Origin of the sequence: Microbacterium oxydans, from assembly GCF_006540085.1 — a bacterium.
In the GTDB taxonomy this organism is placed as follows: domain Bacteria; phylum Actinomycetota; class Actinomycetes; order Actinomycetales; family Microbacteriaceae; genus Microbacterium; species Microbacterium oxydans.
In genome coordinates, this window is record NZ_BJOG01000004.1 from 592,274 (window position 1) to 611,022 (window position 18,749).

Sequence of the window (18,749 nt, forward strand, 5' to 3'; positions counted from 1 at the left end):
CCTGGGCCGAACCCTGGCGCGGTGCATGCACTTTCGGTTAGTGTTCACTAACCCGTTGATTCAGGTTAGCGAGGATTAACTGAGATGACAAGCCCGGTCACCGCCCGAGACCGCGCCAAGGCCGAACGGTCCGATGCGATCCTGCACGCCGCAGCGCGACTGTTCGCCGCGCGCGGGTACAGCGGCGTGAGCCTGGAGGACATCGGCGCTGCCGTCGGTGTGTCCGGCCCGGCCGTCTATCGTCATTTCGCCGGTAAGCAGGCTCTGCTGGGAGCGGTCCTCGTCAAAGTCAGTCAGGACCTCATCCACGGCGGACGCCGCGTCGCTGACGAAGCCCCGACGCCCGACGCGCGGATGCGTGCCCTGATCGAGTTCCACGTGGACTTCGCCCTGGGTAACGCCGAGGTGATCCAGGTGCAGGACCGCGATGTCGCGTTCCTGTCCGATGCCGACCGCGCCGAGGTACGCCGCCTGCAACGCGCCTACATCGAATTGTGGATGGCGGCCCTGGCTCCGTTGCATCGAGGCGGCACGGACGGCGCCGATCCGGACGAGCTGCGTCTGCGCGTGCAGGCCTGCTTCGGACTCATCAACTCCACGCCGCACAGCACGCGTGCGGCGGCCAGACGGCACTCCGCCACCGCGACCGTGTTGATCGCGATGGCGGATGCTGCCGTGCGCGCGACTAGCTGAGGAGCATCGCCCGCCCCGGCTCCTCGAGGAGGTCGGCCACATCCTTCAGGAACCGGGCGCCCTCCGCGCCGTCGACCATCCGGTGGTCGAAAGAGAGACTGAGGGTCATCAGCTGCCGCAGCGCGATCTCGCCCCGGTGTTCCCAGGGCTGACGGCGTACCGCGCCCACGGCCAGGATCCCGGACTGACCGGGGGGAAGGATCGGCGTACCGGCATCGACACCGAACACGCCGATGTTGGAGATCGAGAAGGTGCCGCCCGCGAGCACTGCCGGCGAGGTCTTCCCCGAACGCGCGACCTCGGCGAGGGACTTCACGGCGTCCGCGAGTTCGGTGAGTGTCAGCCGCTCGGCATCTCTGATCATGGGGACGATCAGTCCGCGCTCCGTCGCCGCCGCGATCCCGAGATCGACGTAGTTGTGCTGGACGATCTCGCCGGCGGCCTCATCCCAACGCGAGTTGAGGCCAGGAGTCCTCCCGAGAGCGAGGCAGACCGCCTTCGCCACCACGGCGAGCGGCCCGATCCGATGTGCGCTCAGCGATCGATCTTCGCGGAGACTCGACAGCAGATCCATGGTCGCGGTCACGTCGACGGTATGGAAGACGGTGACGTGCGGGGCCGTGAAGGCGCTCTGGACCATCGCCGCCGCCGTATGCTTGCGCACTCCGCGGATGGGGATCCGGGTCTCGCGCTCCTCGCCGGCGAGTGCGGCAGGGCTGGCCGGAAGTGCAGCGGACGACGTGGAATGCACGCCGCCGCCGGCGCGATCGTGCACGCCGACGCGTTCCGCATAGGCGTCGACATCGTTGCGGGTGATGAGGCGGTCGCCCACTTCTGCCGCAACCAGCACGAGATCGATGCCGAGCCTCTTCGCGTGGGCGCGCACCGGGGGCGTCGAGCGTGGGCGCTCGATCACGGCGTCGACGGCTGACGGAGCAGCGTCGTGCGGTGCCGCCTCGAGAACGGCCGTGTCGATGGTGGCCGGAGCGGACGCGCCGATCCTCCGTGCCCGCCGCGCTGGTCGCCCTGAGCTCGTGGGCGCGGCGCCGTACCCCACCAGGTTCGGCTCGGCCTTCTCCCCAGGCTCCGAGGAGGGCGACGGGGCCGCCGGCTCCTCCCCCACGACATCGAAGGCGATCAGAGGAGCACCGACGGCGATGGTCTGTCCTGCTTCCGCGTGCAACGTCGAGACGATGCCCTCGTAGGGCGAGGGCAGCTCGACGACCGCTTTCGCGGTCTCGACTTCTGCGAGCGTCTGGTTGAGAGTGACGCTGTCGCCGGGAGCGACGAGCCAGGTCACGACCTCGGCTTCTGTCAGTCCTTCCCCGAGGTCGGGAAGGCGGAACTCCGCGATCATGCCTCTGCTCCCGTCAGGCTGTTCGGCCGGTCCAATACCCGGTCGACGGCGTCGAGCAGTCGATCCAGGTCCGGGAGGTGGTACTTCTCGAGCTTCGCGGGCGGGTAGGGGATGTCGTGGCCGGTGACCCGCAGTGGAGCCGACTCAAGGTACTCGAAACAGCGCTCCGTGATGCTCGCGATCACTTCCGCGGCCACTCCCGCTTCCCGCGACGCCTCGTGAGCGACCACGACGCGGCCCGTCTTCCGCACCGAAGCCGCGACGGAGTCATAGTCGACGGGCGAGAGGGAACGGAGATCGATGACCTCGAGCGACGTTCCCTCATCCGCCGCGGCGTCCGCTGCCTGCAGCGCGGTGGACACCATGGCGCCGTACGTGATGAGGGTCGCATCCGTCCCGGTCCGCACCACGCGCGCGAGACCCATCGGCGGCGCGTCGGCCAGCGGGGCTTCGAGGTCGACCTCGCCCTTGTGGTGGTACAGCCGCTTCGGCTCGAAGAAGATCACGGGGTCGTCGGAGGCGATGGCCTGTCGCAGGCTTCGATACGCGTCCTCCGGGTTCGAGACCGCGATCACGCGCAGTCCTGCCGTGTGCACGAAGTAGGCCTCCGGAGACTCCGAGTGATGCTCGGCAGCGCCGATGCCGCCCGCCCACGGGATCCGGATGGTGATGGGCATCTTCACCCGGCCCTGAGTGCGGTAGTGCAGCTTCGCGACCTGAGCGACGATCTGATCGAAGGCGGGATACACGAAGCCGTCGAACTGGATCTCGACGACGGGTCGGTAGCCGCGGAATGCGAGGCCCACCGCCGTGCCGACGATTCCGGACTCGGCGAGCGGCGTGTCGATCACGCGCGCAGCGCCGAACTCGTCGAGCAGTCCGTCGGTGATGCGGAAGACGCCTCCCAGCTTGCCGATGTCCTCCCCGAGCAGCACGACCTTGTCGTCATCGCGCATCGCCTGGCGGAGACCGGCTCCGAGGGCCTTCCCGAGAGTCAGCTCGGTCATGGTCACACCTCGCTCTCGAAGGTGGCGAGGTACGAGGCGTACTCATCGCGCTGTCGCTCGAGTCCGGTGTGCGGCTCCGCGTAGACGCCGTCGAACACGGCGAGTGCCGGCCGTGTGACCATGCCGAGGCACGCGGCACGCATCTCCTTGGCGACGAGATCGGCTGCGGACTGGGTCTCGGCGACGTGCTCTTCGGCGAGCTCCCCGCTGGCGCGCAGGTGTGCCTCCAACCGCGCGATCGGATCGCGGCGGCGCCAGGAATCCAGTTCCTCCTGGTCGCGGTAGCGGGTCGGATCGTCGGCCGTGGTGTGCGGACCCATGCGATAAGTGACGGCTTCGATGTAGGCGGGGCCCTTGCCGGACCGCGCGTGGTCGAGAGCCCAGCGCATGGCCGCCATGCAGGCGAGCACGTCGTTGCCGTCCACCCGCAGGCTGGGGATGCCGAATCCTGGCGCCCTTCCCGCGATCGGATACTGCGACTGCACGGCGACCGGCTCGGAGATCGCCCAGTGGTTGTTCTGGCATACGAAGACGACCGGCGCCTGGTACGACGCGGCGAAGATCATCGCCTCGTTCACGTCACCCTGGCTGGTGGCTCCGTCACCGAAGTAGGTCACCGCCACCTCGTCAGCGCCGTCGTGCTGGATGCCGAGCGCGTAGCCGACCGCGTGCAGTGTCTGCGCTCCGATGATGATCTGCAAGGGAGCGACACCGAGGTCGGCGGGATCGTGAGCCGCACCTTCCTCACCGCGCCACATGCGCACGTAGTCTCCGGGCTCCGCGCCCCGCGCATAGATGACTCCGGTCTCCCGGTAGCTGGGGAACACGAAGTCCTCGGGAGCGAGGGCACGGGCCGTCCCGATCTGCGTCGCTTCCTGTCCCTGGCAGGGCGCCCAGAGTCCGAGCTGTCCCTGGCGCTGAAGCGCGACACCCTCGGCATCGATGCGGCGGAGGATGACCATGTCCCGGAGCAGAGAACGCAGCTGCTCGGCATCGACGTCGGCGACGAACGGGTCCAGCCGGGGGTTCGGGATGCGGCTTCCGTCGGGGTTCAGGAGGCGCTCCGAGAGCTCCAGATCCTGTGCCGTGTCTGCGATGGGCGTGGCCTGCGGTGACATCGTCGTCCTCCTCGTCCTCGGCGGCCCTCGTGAGGCTCCGCGCACTGATGCCAGCGTCATCACCGGCATGGTCTGAGAGTACGTCCGGTCAACACCTCGCTCAAGCATTCCAAGAGCGCTTGAGCATGTTGCTCAATTTCGCTCGAGAGAGTGCTGCTAAGGTTTGGCACTATGCCAGGACTGGACCGCATAGATCTCGAGCTTCTCGCCGCGCTCGCCGACGACCCGCGCACGACGATCGTCGCGCTCGCGGAGAACCTGGGGCTCTCGCGCAACACGATCCAGGCGCGGATGGCGCGGTTGGAGCAGAGCGGGATCTTCCTGTCCTACGAGCGGTCCTTCTCGCCCGATGTGCTCGGTTTCCCCTTGCAGGCCTTCGTGAGCATCGGGGTCCGTCAGACGGAACTGCCCCGCATCATCAACGAGCTTTCCCGGATCCCTGAGGTCGTGCAGGCGCACGGCCTCAGCGGATCGATCGATCTGCTCGCGCGCGTGGCCTGCCGCGATGCGCGACACCTCTTCGACACGGACGCGCGCATCCTGTCCATCGAGGGCGTCGAACGCACGGAGACGTCGTTGGCGATGGGTGAGGTCATCCCGTTCCGTGTGGCCGGCCTCATCGGCCTCGCGCGACGGGAATCCTGAGGAAGCGGCGAACGGCTCCCGCAGCTTCGGCCGGGGTCTCGTAGTGGATCAGGTGTCCGACGTGCGCGATCTCGACGAGGCGGGCGTCCGGGAACATCGTCGCCAGCCTCCGCTCCGCTTCGATGGGTGTGATGTCGTCCCGCTCTGCTGCGACGAGCAGTGTCGGAACGTCGATCTCGGGGGCGAACTCGCGTACGTCGTGCGAAACGCTCGTGACGAAGGCGTCCCGGAGTACATCCCGATCCGAGAATCGGGAGAAATAGGTGTCGTGCTGGTCGTGGATGAACCGGCGGAGTTCCGGATCCCTCGTCTTGGCCATCGTGATGCTCATCACGCGGACGATGATCCGGTTGCGCAGCAGGGCCGTCCCGACCTTCTCGGGGAGCCTGGCGCCGAGAGCGTAGTAGAGGACCGCAAGTCGTGTCATCAGTCCCTTCGGCCCCTCGAGCGCCGGCGCACCGATGGGGTTCAGCAGGATCAGGCGCGGGGTCTGCAGTCCGCGTGCCACGGCGGCTGAGGCCACGATCGAACCGAAGGAGTGGCCGAGGATCACGGCACCTGGGGCGACTTCGGCGACGAAGTCGGTGAGCCACTCCGCATACTCGTCGAGATCATGCGTGCGTCGTGGCACAGGGGCAGACTCGCCGAAACCGGGAAGATCCGGCGCGATCACCCGCACCTCGGGCAGGAACGCGAGCACCGGTTCGAGGCCGTGGTGCTCCCCTCGGAAACCGTGCACCGCGACGACGGTGGTGTCTGCGTCGTCGGGGCCGTACGCCCAGTAGGCCGTGGTCCCCCCATGCACCTCGACCTCGCGACGCTGCACGGGAAGGCGACGAAGACGGTCCGCATACGGGGAAGGCACGCTCATACTCCCGAGTCTACGAGCGGCCTCGCGGGTTCTGGTGCATCCCGGATACCTGCACGGCGGAGGCTCAGGCATCGTGGGATACGCTCCTGATCGTGCGCTTTCGAGTGGGATCGACGCGCGTAGCACGAGGAGTAGCCCATGCAGTTCACGTCCACCGATCTGGCCCAGGTGGAGTCCACATGGCAGCAGTACGTTCCGTCGTCGTCGCTGCAGGATGCGGATCCGCGCAGCTTCCGCTTCGACTGGCGATCCGAGGAACTCGGCACCGCGTCCCTGATCGACTACCGACTCACCGCCAAGGTGCACTCTCGGGCAGAACCTCAGGAGCAGCTGCTGGTCTGTCGGGTCGACGCCCCCGATGCGCGTGTCTGGTCGGGACGCGAGTCCCTGGATGCAGGCTCGGCCTGGATGTCCGACGGCACCGAGGTCGAAGCCCGATGGGACCGGACAGCGCGCGTACGGGCGTTCGTGTTCGATCATCGCGCCGCCCAGGCGCGCGCGAGGCAGATCACGGGTGATGACCGACGGGAGTTGCGCACGACGGGGTTCGTGCCGCACTCCCCTGCCGACGCTCGGCGCTGGGAGCGGATGTTCGAGTACGTGGATCAGTCCGTGAACGCGGGGCCGACAGATCATCTGCTCCTCGCCGAACTCGAACGGCACGCCCTGGCGATGACGCTTTCGGCGTTCCCGACCACATTTACCGACTCCCTCAGGCGGCCGGCACAGCGAGCCGGAGCGCCGGCCTCGGTCCGTCGTGCGCTCGCCTACATCGACGCGAATGCGCACCTGGCGATCACCATCGATGACGTCGCCGCCGCGTCGTACATCTCCACACGAGGACTGCAGTACGCCTTTCGACGAGCGTTGGACATGACGCCCGCCGACGCTCTGCGGCGGGCGCGCCTCGACGGGGCGCACCGGGATCTCCGCAACGGCGAGGGCCGATCGGTCGCCGAGATCGCGCGCCGCTGGGGCTTCAGCAACTCGTCTCGCTTCACTGCGGCGTATCGTGACGCCTACGGCGCAGCGCCCGTCCTCGCCTCGTGATCGTGACGCTCGCCTTGTGAACGTGACACTGAGCGAACAGATTGTTCGCTCAGTGCAATGTGGGGCGTCAGGCGCAGGGTGGGCGTCGATTTGTTGGCTAGAGTTCGAATTCCCGGACCACTTCCCGGTCCGTCGAGCATGCCATCGAGGAGAACCATGGCCCGCCCCCTGACCGTCGTGTCCCGCCGCCACTGCTGATGGGCAGCCTGTACTACGGCGACACATCGACGCCGATCTACATCGAGGATCGCGCCTTGGCGCACCTCAAGGTGGTCATCGCCACCAAGCTCCGCCGGAACGAGAGCTTCACCCTCTCCTGGCGTCACCCCGAGGGTGAGGCCCCTGGGCGATCGACCCTCTGGCTCCACCCGTCGATTCCTCTGAGGTTCGTCTTCCAGGAACCGGAGTCTCCCGATCTGAGCCGGAGGTGGATCGAGGAGCTCGCGCACTCGGCGAGTTCGAGCGGCGGCATCGTCCTGGTCGAGGAGCACCTCGAGACCATCGCGCCGGACTGATCACCGCTTCGCACTGACGGCGTCGGACACCGTGGTGACCGACGCCGTCACTGCGTGTATTCAGAAGCCGGTGTCGCTCACAGGGCGGCGCAACTCACAGGGCGGCGCAACTCACAGGGCCTCGTCGCCGCTGGAGCTCACGGAGCGACGAGTGGTCGGCTCCCCCGTGGCAGGGTCGACGTATGTGCGCGAGACCGTCTCCGTTCGCCGGCGACGCGCGAGCAGCACGATGCCGATGAGGAAGATGATGACTCCTGCTCCCATCAGGATGTAGCCGACCATGTCGAGGTCGACCCAGGGAACGTCGACGTTGATCGCGAAGACGAGGATCGCCCCGATCACGAAGAGCGCGATTCCGCTGCCGATGCTCATTGTTCCTCCTGTCTCTGCGGCGCGGTGCCGCACTCCGGAAGCATGGCGTGGGGTCGCGGCGCCGAGGAGGGGCTTGACATCGGCGCGAACCCTTCTCCTCCGCGGCTCCGCGCGTCAGGCGGCGTCGACGGTCGGCTGCTGCAGCCAGAGGTCGGGGCCGAAGACCTCGTAGGCAATCCGCTCCGCAGGTATCCCCCGGCCGATCAGAGTCGCCCTGACAGAGCGCATGAACTCGAGAGGGCCGCACATGAAGACGACCGCGTCGTCCGGGAGCTCGACATTCGAGAGGTCCATCCGCCCAGGGAGCGCGGGGTGGAGGGTCGGGGCCGCGTCCGCCCCGTCCGCGTACCAGTTCTGCGCCTTGGCATCCTTCATCGCGAGCACCTGTCGCCGCAAGGAGGGATACAGCACATGGGCGTCGTGGTTCCGGTCGGCATGGAAGAGTCGGATGGTGCGGTCCGGGGCGCGACGGGACAGATCCTCGACGATTGCGGTGATCGGTGTGATGCCGATGCCTGCGGAGACGAGGACGAGGGGATGCCCGGTGTCATCGAGCACGACGTCACCTGCCGGTTGGGACACATCGAGCACGGTGCCGGGGTGGGCGTGCTCGTGGAGCCAGGTCGAGACCTGACCGTCGGGGACGCCTGCACTGCCGCGGACGCGCTTGACGGTCACGCGCAGCGCATCGCCTCGCGGACCGGAGGAGATCGTGTACTGGCGGGGCTGTCTGGACCCGTCCGGCAGGTCCACCGCGATGGCGACATACTGCCCCGTCCGATGTGACGCGACGACGCCGTCGACAGGCGCGAGGAGGAGCGAGATGACGTCGTCCGACTCGACGACGCGCTCCACCACCCGATGCTTGCGCCACGGATGGGCGGGATCGGTGCCGCCCTGCGCGTACAGCTTCGCCTCTTCGGCGATGAGGGAGCACCCGAAGAGCCAGTAGACCTCGTCCCAGGCGGCTCTGACCTCTGTGGTCACCGCATCGCCGAGCACCGTCTGCACCGCATCGAGGAGGTAGTGGCCGACGATCGTGTACTGGCGTGCCTGGACACCCAGCGAGACGTGTTTGTGGGCGATCCGACTCATGATCGGCGTGAAGTCGGGGGCGTCCGGGTCGATGAGGTGCACGGCGAAGGCGACGACCGACGCGGCCAGAGCTCGCGGCTGCTCGCCGATAGCCTGGTTCGCACGGTTGAACACTCGCAGCAGTTCGGGGTGCGCGGTGAACATCTCCCGGTAGAACAGCGTGGTGATCTCATCCGCGTGCGCGGCTACGACTCCTGAGGTCGCACGTACGACCGCCTCGGACTCCGTTGAGAGCTTCATGACTTCCCTTCTCTTCAGCGTCATGGTCGTTCCACCATCGCCGGACCGGACCGAGTGCGCGCGCCCTTTCACCGGGTTATTTCCGGCCGAAACGCGCCCTCCTCTCTGCCTGCGTGCTTATCCTCGCCCCATGCCCCGTCGAGCCCATGACTTCCGAGGTCTGACCCAACCGCGGCGCCTGCGCCTGCTCCGCGCCATCCAGGAGACGCCCGGCCGGGACGCCGGCGCGCTCGCCGAGGAGAGCGGGATCCCGTTGAACACCGCACGTGACCACCTGCGGGTGCTCGAAGACGAAGGCCTGATTCGCAGTGAGCCCGTCAACACCGGCCATCGCGGTCGTCCACCCCTCGTCTTCCATCCTGTGCGTGAGACATCCTCGAGCCAGAGAGCACGGTCACGGGTCGAAGGCGCCGATGTGAGGGGCCGCATGCTCCGCGCCGTGACGTCGGAGAGTCCGCGCCTCGGCGAGCAGGCCCTCCGGCAGGTTGACGTCCTGTACGAGCACTTCGACGATGCCGGTCTGAACCCCGTCGTCGACGAGGAAACGCTCCGATTCGATCTTGCTCCCTGCCGCTACCGCGGCCTGCTCGCCGAGGATCAGGCGCTCGTATGCGCCGTGCATGCGCAACTCGTGCGCGATGTGCTCCGACTGGGCGATGGTCCTCTGGAGATGCGGCGACTCGATCCGTTCGTGACGCCGCATCGCTGCACGCTGCTGCTGTCGTCGAGTGAGCAGGGATCCGCTGAGGATCGTGAGTAGGGCGGGTCGGACTTGAACCGACGATCGTTGGGTTATGAGCCCACTGCCTTAACCAGCTTGGCCACCGCCCCGTACGGGTCCCAGCCTAGCGGCCGGGGCGCTCACACCCGTGTCGCCGCCGAGTGCGTCTGCGAGTGTCCGAGATAGATGTCGGCGTTGGCCAGGAGATCCGCTCGCTCCTCTTCGCTGAGCGCTCGACGCACCTTCGCCGGCACGCCGGCGACGAGAGAGCCTGCGGGGATCTCTGTCCCCCCGAGGACGACCGCTCCTCCGGCGATGAGACATCCTTCGCCGATGACGGCACCGCTGAGGATCACCGCCCCCATTCCCACCAGGCTTCCGTCGCCGATCGTGCAGCCGTGCACGACCGCGTTGTGTCCGACCGAGACCTTGGAGCCGATCACCACAGGATGCGCTGCATCGACGTGGACGGAGATGTTGTCCTGGAGATTGGAGCCGGGGCCGATGACGATCTGCGCCGAATCCCCGCGAAGGACGGCGTTGTACCAGACGCTGGAGCCCGCCGCGAGGCTGACGTCGCCGACGATGCGAGCGCCGTCGGCGACGAATGCCGTCGCGTCGATCGACGGCGTACTGTTCGGCAGGGCGAGGATGGAGGCTCCGGACGCGATGCTCATGAGGCGAGACTACCCTCACTTCCGCGGAATCACGCGGAAGTGAGCCGAGCCTCAGCTTGCTTGCGGAATGTCTGACGCTGAGTAGCGTTGTCTTCATCAGATACGAGAAACCGTTCCGGAGGAGCACAAGATGAGCAAGGCACAGACCGTTTCCACCACCGCCATCGACCCGACCGTGGCTGCAGGGGCGGCCCAGTTCCTCTCCCCTGTCGTCCTCGGTCTCCAGGCACTGACCATCAACGGCAAGCAGGCCCACTGGCATGTCCGCGGCGCGAACTTCGTCGGCGTGCACGAGCTGCTCGACACGATCGTCGCCCACGCCGGCGACTTCGCCGACACCGCCGCTGAGCGTATCGTCGCCCTCGGTCTGCCGATCGATGCACGCGTGAGCGCCGTCGCGGAGAAGGCGGGCTCGACGTCGGTCGCGGCCGGCTTCGCACAGTCCGACGAGCTGATCCGCGCGGTGATCTCCGACATCGACGCCATCCTCGTCGACGTCAAGGCCGCTGTGGACGGCCTCGACGAGGTCGACCTCACCAGCCAGGACGTCGCGATCGAGATCCAGCGCGGCCTCGAGAAGGACCGTTGGTTCCTCGTCTCGCACATCGCGGCCTGATCGCAGACATCGTCTGAACGTGGCAAGGGCGGTCCTCGGTTCTCCGAGGGCCGCCCTTGCTGCACGAGTAACCCATCAGTGCGCGTGTGTGACGTATCCCCCCAAGACGGTGGAGAGCACGCTCATCGAGCGCAGAGCCGGCCCCGTCGACGTCAGCGGGTCCGCCGCACACAGGACGATGTCGGCGGGCTCACCCGGCCGCAGCGAAGTACGCACGCTCGCTTCCAGTGCCTGGTCGACCGTGATCCGCTCTTCCGGATGCCATGCTGCTCGCGCGTCGGCCGTCCGGGACACCGCTGCGGAGATGGCCTGCCACGGATCGAGCGGGGCCACCGGGGCGTCGGAACCGAAGCGCAACTGTGCCCCTGATGCGCGCAGTGATGCGAGGGGATAGCCGATCGAGGTCTGCTCCGACCAGTGCCGGTCCACCAGATCGCGATCATCGACGGCGTGCTGCGGCTGAACGCTGGCGATCACACCGAGGCGAGCGAACCGCGCGAGGTCGGTGTGTCGCACGAGCTGGACATGCTCTATCGATCCGGCTGCGCCCGTGGTGGTGAAGGCATCCAGCGCCGAGGTGATGGCCCTGTCGCCGATCGCGTGGACCGCCACCCCCAGTCCTGCGCCGGTCGCGCGGGTGAGGAGGTCGACCAACTCGTCGGAGGGCACCGTGAGCATGCCGAAGTTGCCGGGATCTCCCGGGTAGGCGTGCGAGCACGCGGCTGTCCGAGTGCCCAGGGAACCGTCTGTGATGATCTTCAGCGGCCCGACGCGCACGAGCCCCGCCCCGCGGGCCGGAGTCTCGGTCTGTTCATGCAGTTCACCCGTGCGGAGCCCGGCGTCGATGGCGCGTTCGAGGTCGAACGGGTACACCGCGAACTCGACGCGATGGGAGGCGAAGCCCGCCTGCACCCGTCGCGGCCACGCTTCCGCACTCCACGCCATGTCGAAGTCGACGAGGCCGGTGACACCTCGTGCCGCGGCCTGCTTCCCTGCCCGCACCATCGCACGGTCACCATGAGCGGCGTCGACGGCATTGAGGCGCCGCGAGATCTCGAAAGCATCGGTCTCGCGCAGCACGCCGTCCTCGCTGCGGAAGCCCTCACGAGCGAGTGCAGCGCTGTTCAACCAGACGCTGTGGACGTCGGCGTTGATGAGGTAGGTGGGAACGCCGCCGGTGGCTGTGTCCAGGAGTTCGAGTGACGGACGATCCGGCCACAGCGCATCTCGGAAACCGGTCCCGACGCGTCGACCGTCCGCCAGCGGGGGAACACCACTCATCGCACCCGCGGCGGCCGCTGCGGATTCCGCGTGTCCGAGCGGCGCGCGCTCCGATGTCAGCGCCCATTGGACGGTGTGGACGTGGTTGTCCCAGAGACCGGGAACCGCCCAGGCGCCGTCGGCGGCGAGGACGCGGCCACGGGCGGACAGAGCACCGGTCGGGGCGATGTCGACTATGCGTCCATCGGCGATGAAGATGTCGACCGGTTCGTCGTCCATCAGGAACTCGCGTCCTGGTCCGGCGATCCGCACAGCTGTGATGGTGTCGATGGCGGCGCCGCGTTCGGTCACTGCTGCACCCCTCCTCGGCGTGCGTCCTGCGCGCGCCGCATCTCCGCGGCGAGGGCCGGGTTCGCATAGGGTCCGTCGCCGGAGAGCTCCTCGATCACCGTCTCGACCGTCTCCGGCGCCTTGTTCTGGCTGAGCTTCCTCTTGGCGACGACTCGTGTCGGTGTCAACCGGAAACCCACCGTTCCCGCGGCCAGCCGCTCCACGTAGGCCGCGTCGTTGGGGCGCTCCCACATGCGTCGCGGTTCCGGCATCAGGGATTCGAAGTGCGCGACGAGGCGGTCGAGCACGACGAGGTTCTCCTCGGCGCTCAGGATCTCGGGAACGCCGGACAGATGGACAGCGGTGTAGTTCCAGGTCGGTACCGCGGGCACATCGCCGTACCATCCGGGCGAGATGTAGCCGTGTGGGCCCTGGAAGGCCCCCAGCATCTCTCGGTCCTCCCCCAGCCCGTGGATGAGGTCGTCAGGACGACCCACGTGCCCCACGACGGTGAGGTCGTCGTGGGCGTCGTCGAGCAGGACGGCGTAGTGCGAGGCCACGAGCCCCTCCCCGCCAGAGCTCATGATCGTCGCCCAGGGGTTCGCCTCGATCACGCGGCGGATCTCGGGCACATCGGCCAGCGTGAAGCTGGGATTCTGTCGCATTCGATCAGCCTAGATCCGGTGGTGGCGGCGCGGGCGGATCACGCCTGGCAACGCGGGCACCAGTAGAGCTTCCGAGCGCCGATCTCCTCCAGCGCGATCTCGGTCCCGCAGATACGGCAGGGCAGACCAGCGCGGTGATAGACCCAGTGACGATCGTCCCGGTTGGCCATGGCGGCGCGGTAGTCCGCGCCGGTCAGACCGTCCATCGTCATCATCTGCCCCGTCTCCACACCGATGGCGAGCAGACGCACCCAGTCGTGCCAGAGCGCGCGCACGACGTCTTCGGGAACGTCGCGACCCGGCGTGTGCGGGTTCAGCCTCTGCCGGAACAGCATCTCGGCGCGGTAGACGTTCCCGATGCCGCTCACGACCGACTGGTCCATGAGCAGGAGTGCGATCACCGTCGGCTTCTTCCTGACAGCGCGGACGAAACGCTCCTCGTTCTCGACCGGATCGCCGACCAGGGGGTCAGGGCCCAGTTTTGCGACGGTCGCGAGCATCTCCTCAGGCGTCTGCAGGACGCACGCGGTCGGCCCTCGGAGGTCGGCCGCGGTGATGTCGGTCATCAGACGCAGTCGAACCTGGCCGACCACGGGCGGCGGCCACTCCATGCCCTCATCAGCGAGCCCCTTCGTCTGCTCGGACATGCGCACGTGCACCCGCGTGCGTCGGGGCGCACCGATCGAGGACAGCGAGTTCTCCCCCGCATCATCGAGGATCGGGTCCTCGAGGATCGTGCCCCGCTGATTGGTCTGGCCCATGCGTCCGTTGGCGGAGGCGATGGTCGGGTCGACGACGATCTCACCGGCGAAGTCCCACGCTCCATACAGGCCGAGATGCACCCGGAGCCACAGGTCGCCTTCCGTCTCCAGGAACATCTGCTTGCCGACCGCCTGCACGCTCACCGCGGCACGGCCGTCGAGCAGGGATGCTCCCTCGGCGAACCGACCCTGCGGGCTGGAAGCGCTCAGCGTCTTGCCGACGAAGTTGCGGTCGAACTGCCGAGCGATCCGGTGGACGGAATGACCCTCGGGCATGTCAGGCCCGCGGGTCCGGGAGCAGTGAGCCGTCGCGTTCGAAGTCGGCGATCTGTCCGATGCGCCGCACGTGGCGCTCGTCGCCCGAGAACGGGGTCGTGATGAAGCGGTCGATGAACGAGGTGACCTCGTCGTACGTGTGCTGACGCGCGCCGATGGAGATCACGTTCGCATCGTTGTGCTCGCGGGCCAGCTCCGCGGTCGAGAGGTTCCAGACGAGCGCCGCACGTACGCCCTCGACCTTGTTCGCGGCGATCTGCTCGCCGTTTCCGGAGCCGCCGAAGACGACGCCGAGCGCCTCGACGCCCGCACGCCGATCGGCGATGACGGCCTGCGCCGCGCGGATGCAGAACGCCGGGTAGTCGTCGACCGCGTCGTACTCGACGGGGCCGTGATCGACGACCTCGTGCCCGGCGGCGCGCAGATGGTCCTGCAGCTGCGTGGAGAAGTCGAGGCCCGCGTGGTCGGTGGCGATATGGATGCGCATGTGTCCCATCCTAGAAGCGCGCGCCGGTCACCGAGAGGTCACGGAGCGACGCCTGCGGCAGCCGGCTTGAAGCCCGCCCGGATGTTCTCGCAACAACCGGGGCGGCACACGTCGAACCCGCCGGGAAGGGAAGTGACGTGAGCGCGTTCCTCGTTGGGACGCCCCTGGAGGCGCTCCTCGATCAGATCGACGATGCCCGCGACGAATGCCGGCGATACGCCGGGGGTCGGAGTACGGGTGAAGGAGAGTCCCGCTTCCTCCGCGGCCTCCGCCGCCTCGGTGTCGAGGTCCCACAGGACCTCCATGTGGTCGCTCATGAATCCCACCGGCACGACGGCGACGGCCTTGCGTCCGCGCTCGGGCAGCTCGCCGATCACGTCGCAGACATCGGGCTCGAGCCACGGCTGCGAGGCGGGACCGGAGCGGGACTGGTAGACGAGCTCCCACGACACATCGGCGGCCGCCGGGACGGTCTGGCGGACGCGATCCATGACCCATGCGGCGACGGCGAGGTGCTGCGCGGCATAGGCGCCGCCCTCACCCCACTCGATGTCGCGGGCACCCGAGCGCTCGGCGTCGGCGGTGGGGATGCTGTGCGTCGAGAAGAGGATCTGGATGTCCGCGGCTGCGATGCCTTCGGCGAGGAAGTTCTCGATGGCCTCACGGACACCGGTCTCGAACGCCTCGACGAAGCCGGGGTGATCGTAGAACGGGCGGATCTTGTCGATCGTGACGGTCTCGCCCAGGCCGGTCTCCTCCAGGATGCGGGCGAAGTCCTCCCGGTACTGGCGGCAGCTGGAGAACGAGCTGTACGCACTCGTGGCGAAGGCGAGCAGGGTGTTGTGCCCGTTGCCCGATGCCTCGGTCACGACCTCTTCCAGGTACGGCGCCCAGTTGCGGTTGCCCCAGTAGACCGGGAGCGTGATGCCCCGCTCGGCGAGAGCGTTCTGCAGCGCCTCCTTGAGCACGCGGTTCTGACCGTTGATCGGACTCACCCCGCCGAAGTGGCGGTAGTGGTGCGCGACTTCCTCGAGCCGCTCGTCGGGGATGCCGCGGCCGCGCGTCACGTTCCTGAGGAACGGGATCACATCCTCCTGGCCCTCGGGCCCGCCGAATCCGGCGAGCAGGATCGCGTCATAGGCGACCGGTGCGGTCACGAAAGGTGCACCACCGGAGGCAGCAGGCGAGGCAAAGGGGACGACATTCGGCTCGATCGCAGTCACCCCTCCATCCTCCCACTTCTACGGAGTGCCGGAGTGCGCGCGAGCACCGTTTCTATCCGATTCCCCTGCACCGCGATGGAGATCGGGCATTCCCCGCACTGGCGTAGGCTGTCAGGGTTGCCGTCGGCGCCAACTGCGCCCAGCCCCGGTGACATCCCCTCACCCCTGGGAGTACAGCTGTGCCTGGAGAGAACCTCACCCGTATCGAAGCGCAGGAGCGCCGCGACGTCGTCGACACGCAGTCCTACGAAGTCGCCCTCGATCTGACCAAGGGCGCCGAGGTCTTCGGCTCTCGGAGCGTCGTCCGCTTCACCGCCACGCCCGAGAGCTTCACCTTCATCGATCTGATCGCGCGGGAGGTCCGTGAGATCTCCCTCAACGGGGAGCAGCTCGACCCCAACGAGGTCTTCGCCGACTCGCGCATCACGCTCGAGGGACTGCAGGCGGAGAACGTCCTCGTCGTGGACGCCGACTGCGAGTACACGAACACCGGCGAGGGCCTGCACCGTTTCGTCGATCCCGTCGATGGCGAGGTCTACCTCTACTCGCAGTTCGAGGTGCCCGACTCGCGTCGGGTGTTCGCGGTCTTCGAGCAGCCCGACCTCAAAGCGACGTTCCAGTTCACCGTGACCGCACCGGCCGCATGGAAGGTCGTCTCCAACTCGCCCACCCCCGAGCCCATCGTGCACGACGATGACGTCACCGCCACGTGGGGCTTCGAGCCGACGCCGCGCATCTCCTCGTACATCACGGCGTTGGTCGCCGGTCCCTACGAGTCGACCTTCTCGGAGCTGACGAGCGCCTCCGGCCGCGTCATCCCCCTCGGCGTGTACGGCCGCAAGAGCCTGTGGCAGCACCTCGACGCCGACTACATCTTCGACAAGACCCGCGAGGGCTTCGCCTACTTCGAGTCGAAGTTCGGCGTGCCGTACCCGTTCGCCAAGTACGACCAGCTCTTCGTGCCGGAGTTCAACGCCGGCGCCATGGAGAACGCGGGAGCCGTCACCTTCACCGAGACCTACGTCTTCCGCAGCAAGGTGACGGACGCCGTCAAGGAACGTCGCGTCGTCACGATCCTGCACGAGCTCGCTCACATGTGGTTCGGCGACCTCGTCACCATGAAGTGGTGGAACGACCTCTGGCTGAACGAGTCGTTCGCCGAGTGGGCCTCGACCATCGCCACGGCGGAGGCCACCGAGTGGACCGAGGCATGGACCACGTTCAACGCCATGGAGAAGACCTGGGCCTACCGCCAGGACCAGCTCCCCTCGACCCACCCGATCGTCGCCGAGATCAACGACCTCGAAGACGTGCAGGTGAACTTCGATGGGATCACCTATGCCAAGGGCGGCTCCGTCCTGAAGCAGCTGGCCGCCTGGGTCGGTATCGAGGCGTTCTTCTCGGGCGTCTCGCAGTACTTCCAGAAGCACTCCTGGGGCAACACGGAGCTCAGCGACCTGCTCACCGAGCTCGAAGCCACCAGCGGCCGCGACCTCGGCACGTGGTCCAAGAAGTGGCTTGAGACCGCCGGCGTGAACACGCTGGAGCCGGTCATCGCCGAGGGCCACGACGGCACGATCTCGCGCTTCGCGATCACGCAGACCGCTCCGGCCGACTACCCGACCATCCGTCCGCACCGTCTCGGCATCGGCTTCTACACCCTCACGGACGGCTCGCTCACCCGCACGCACTACCTCGAAGTGGACGTCGACGGCGACCGCACCGAAATCCCCGAGCTGCAGGGCCTCACCCGCCCCGACCTCGTGCTCCTCAACGACAACGACCTCGCCTACGCGAAGATCCGCCTCGACGAGAAGTCTCTGGCCACCGCGATCGCACACCTCGCCGACATCCACGACCCGCTCGCCCGTTCGCTCGTCTGGGGCGCGGCATGGGATCAGACCCGCGACGCCGAGACCGGCGCTTCCGAGTACATCGACCTCGTGCTCGGCAACATCGGGCGTGAGACCGAGTCGACGACGGTGCGCACCACGCTCGCGCAACTGCGCACCGCGGCGAACCTCTACGTCGCACCGGCCGACCGCGAGGCCGCGCGCCTCAAGGTGGCGGATGGTCTGTGGAGCCTGGCAGAGTCGGCGGACCCCGGCAGCGACAGCCAGCTGCAGTTCGTCACGGCCTTCGCCAACGCTCTGGTCACTCCTGAGCACGCGGGCATCGTCGGACGTCTGCGCTCCGGTGAGGACACGCTCCCCGGGCTGGAGATCGACGCTGACCTGAACTGGCAGCTGCTCGCCGGGCTCGCCACGATCGGCGCGACGGACGCCGCCACGATCGATGCCGCTCTCGCCGCGGACAACACCGCGAAGGGCGGGGAGTTCGCGGCTCAGGCACGCGCGTCCCTGCCGGACTCCGCCTCCAAGAAGGCCGCGTGGGCGTCGTTGATCGAGCGCGATGATGCTCCGAACACGATCGTGCGCTCCGCAGCACTCGGGTTCACCCACCCGGCGGGGGCTGCGGTGCTCGAGGAGTTCGTCCCGGCGTACTTCGACATGCTGCTGCCGATCTGGGAGTCGCGGACCTACCAGATCGCGCAGTACCTGATCGTGGGGCTGTTCCCGACCGCACTGGCGGACATCGCCCTGCGCGACGCGACCCGCGGCTGGCTCTCGGAGCACCAGGATGTCGCCCCTGCTCTGCGACGCCTCGTGCTCGAGAACCTCGCCGATGTCGAGCGCGCCCTGGCCGCGCAGGCCCGCGACGCCGAGGACTGATACCCGAACACCAGCGAAAACGGAGACCATCCGCTCTGATCCCTGTGTGTCCACCAATGACACGCTGCGGTCGGGCC

At 67.8% G+C, this 18,749-nt stretch carries 19 protein-coding genes and 1 tRNA gene; 7 read left to right on the plus strand and 13 right to left on the minus strand.

What is annotated here, in order from left to right:
- The first annotated feature begins 84 nt into the window (after positions 1-84).
- Positions 85-693, plus strand: coding sequence for a TetR/AcrR family transcriptional regulator (locus MOX01_RS10835; protein WP_058631159.1), 609 nt, complete (start codon positions 85-87; stop codon positions 691-693).
- On the opposite strand, the gene MOX01_RS10840 is transcribed toward MOX01_RS10835, so the two are convergent.
- The 3 genes from MOX01_RS10840 to pdhA are packed head-to-tail and all read right to left on the minus strand — an operon-like array spanning position 686 to position 4,175.
- Positions 686-2,050: a dihydrolipoamide acetyltransferase family protein gene (locus MOX01_RS10840; protein WP_141369577.1), complete on the minus strand. Its 1,365-nt coding sequence runs from the start codon at positions 2,048-2,050 to the stop codon at positions 686-688. The genes MOX01_RS10835 and MOX01_RS10840 overlap by 8 nt on opposite strands.
- Entirely contained in the window at positions 2,047-3,057 is a 1,011-nt protein-coding gene (locus MOX01_RS10845) for an alpha-ketoacid dehydrogenase subunit beta (RefSeq protein WP_045265268.1), read from the minus strand. The genes MOX01_RS10840 and MOX01_RS10845 overlap by 4 nt, the downstream gene beginning before the upstream one ends.
- 2 nt (positions 3,058-3,059) lie before the next feature.
- On the minus strand, positions 3,060-4,175 hold the full coding sequence (gene pdhA / locus MOX01_RS10850; protein WP_058631157.1) for a pyruvate dehydrogenase (acetyl-transferring) E1 component subunit alpha: 1,116 nt from the start codon (positions 4,173-4,175) through the stop codon (positions 3,060-3,062).
- 171 nt (positions 4,176-4,346) lie between these two features.
- Here pdhA and MOX01_RS10855 point away from each other — a divergent pair, with 171 nt between their 5' ends.
- Complete coding sequence (locus MOX01_RS10855) at positions 4,347-4,820, plus strand: Lrp/AsnC family transcriptional regulator (protein WP_045265266.1); 474 nt, start codon at positions 4,347-4,349, stop codon at positions 4,818-4,820.
- On the opposite strand, the gene MOX01_RS10860 is transcribed toward MOX01_RS10855, so the two are convergent.
- Positions 4,792-5,691: an alpha/beta fold hydrolase gene (locus MOX01_RS10860; protein ID WP_058631156.1), complete on the minus strand. Its 900-nt coding sequence runs from the start codon at positions 5,689-5,691 to the stop codon at positions 4,792-4,794. The two genes, MOX01_RS10855 and MOX01_RS10860, sit on opposite strands and share 29 nt — an antisense overlap.
- A gap of 138 nt (positions 5,692-5,829) precedes the next feature.
- On the opposite strand from MOX01_RS10860, the gene MOX01_RS10865 reads away from it, so the two are divergent.
- Both MOX01_RS10865 and MOX01_RS10870 read left to right on the plus strand, forming a co-directional pair.
- Positions 5,830-6,741 carry a helix-turn-helix transcriptional regulator gene (locus MOX01_RS10865; protein WP_046747020.1) on the plus strand — a complete coding sequence of 304 codons (912 nt, stop codon included), beginning with the start codon at positions 5,830-5,832 and terminating at the stop codon, positions 6,739-6,741.
- 197 nt (positions 6,742-6,938) lie between these two features.
- On the plus strand, positions 6,939-7,256 hold the full coding sequence (locus MOX01_RS10870; protein ID WP_046747021.1) for a DUF7882 family protein: 318 nt from the start codon (positions 6,939-6,941) through the stop codon (positions 7,254-7,256).
- A 111-nt stretch (positions 7,257-7,367) separates the two neighbouring features.
- On the opposite strand, the gene MOX01_RS10875 is transcribed toward MOX01_RS10870, so the two are convergent.
- Both MOX01_RS10875 and MOX01_RS10880 read right to left on the minus strand, forming a co-directional pair.
- Positions 7,368-7,628: a DUF6458 family protein gene (locus MOX01_RS10875; protein WP_046747022.1), complete on the minus strand. Its 261-nt coding sequence runs from the start codon at positions 7,626-7,628 to the stop codon at positions 7,368-7,370.
- 114 nt (positions 7,629-7,742) lie between these two features.
- Positions 7,743-8,987, minus strand: coding sequence for a globin domain-containing protein (locus MOX01_RS10880; RefSeq protein ID WP_269140009.1), 1,245 nt, complete (start codon positions 8,985-8,987; stop codon positions 7,743-7,745).
- 106 nt (positions 8,988-9,093) lie between these two features.
- Here MOX01_RS10880 and MOX01_RS10885 point away from each other — a divergent pair, with 106 nt between their 5' ends.
- Positions 9,094-9,723 (plus strand): helix-turn-helix domain-containing protein, encoded by a 630-nt coding sequence (locus MOX01_RS10885; protein WP_170224194.1) that lies wholly within the window; start codon positions 9,094-9,096, stop codon positions 9,721-9,723.
- On the opposite strand, the gene MOX01_RS10890 is transcribed toward MOX01_RS10885, so the two are convergent.
- Positions 9,721-9,794: transfer RNA gene (locus MOX01_RS10890), tRNA-Ile, on the minus strand. The two genes, MOX01_RS10885 and MOX01_RS10890, sit on opposite strands and share 3 nt — an antisense overlap.
- A 30-nt stretch (positions 9,795-9,824) precedes the next feature.
- Positions 9,825-10,361, minus strand: a complete 537-nt coding sequence (locus tag MOX01_RS10895; protein WP_141369583.1) for a gamma carbonic anhydrase family protein — start codon at positions 10,359-10,361, stop codon at positions 9,825-9,827.
- A gap of 130 nt (positions 10,362-10,491) precedes the next feature.
- Between MOX01_RS10895 and MOX01_RS10900 the strand changes: the two genes are divergently transcribed.
- A complete protein-coding gene (locus MOX01_RS10900; protein WP_141369585.1) occupies positions 10,492-10,977 on the plus strand; it encodes a Dps family protein in 486 nt (161 codons plus the stop codon).
- Positions 10,978-11,052: 75 nt separating this feature from the next.
- Here MOX01_RS10900 and MOX01_RS10905 read toward each other — a convergent pair whose 3' ends face one another.
- The 5 genes from MOX01_RS10905 to MOX01_RS10925 are packed head-to-tail and all read right to left on the minus strand — an operon-like array spanning position 11,053 to position 15,940.
- Positions 11,053-12,549 carry an amidohydrolase gene (locus MOX01_RS10905; RefSeq protein WP_174799775.1) on the minus strand — a complete coding sequence of 499 codons (1,497 nt, stop codon included), beginning with the start codon at positions 12,547-12,549 and terminating at the stop codon, positions 11,053-11,055.
- A complete protein-coding gene (locus tag MOX01_RS10910; RefSeq protein ID WP_141369587.1) occupies positions 12,546-13,193 on the minus strand; it encodes an FMN-binding negative transcriptional regulator in 648 nt (215 codons plus the stop codon). Before MOX01_RS10910 ends, MOX01_RS10905 begins: the two co-directional genes overlap by 4 nt.
- Positions 13,194-13,231: 38 nt before the next feature.
- The gene (locus tag MOX01_RS10915; protein WP_058631149.1) at positions 13,232-14,230 is read right to left on the minus strand and encodes an Fpg/Nei family DNA glycosylase; all 999 of its coding nucleotides are present in this window, start codon (positions 14,228-14,230) and stop codon (positions 13,232-13,234) included.
- Position 14,231: 1 nt separating this feature from the next.
- Positions 14,232-14,717 carry a ribose-5-phosphate isomerase gene (locus MOX01_RS10920; protein ID WP_061016721.1) on the minus strand — a complete coding sequence of 162 codons (486 nt, stop codon included), beginning with the start codon at positions 14,715-14,717 and terminating at the stop codon, positions 14,232-14,234.
- A 38-nt stretch (positions 14,718-14,755) separates the two neighbouring features.
- Positions 14,756-15,940 (minus strand): ferrochelatase, encoded by a 1,185-nt coding sequence (locus MOX01_RS10925; protein WP_061016723.1) that lies wholly within the window; start codon positions 15,938-15,940, stop codon positions 14,756-14,758.
- 179 nt (positions 15,941-16,119) lie between these two features.
- On the opposite strand from MOX01_RS10925, the gene pepN reads away from it, so the two are divergent.
- On the plus strand, positions 16,120-18,672 hold the full coding sequence (gene pepN, locus MOX01_RS10930) for an aminopeptidase N (protein WP_061016724.1): 2,553 nt from the start codon (positions 16,120-16,122) through the stop codon (positions 18,670-18,672).
- Positions 18,673-18,749: the final 77 nt, after the last annotated feature.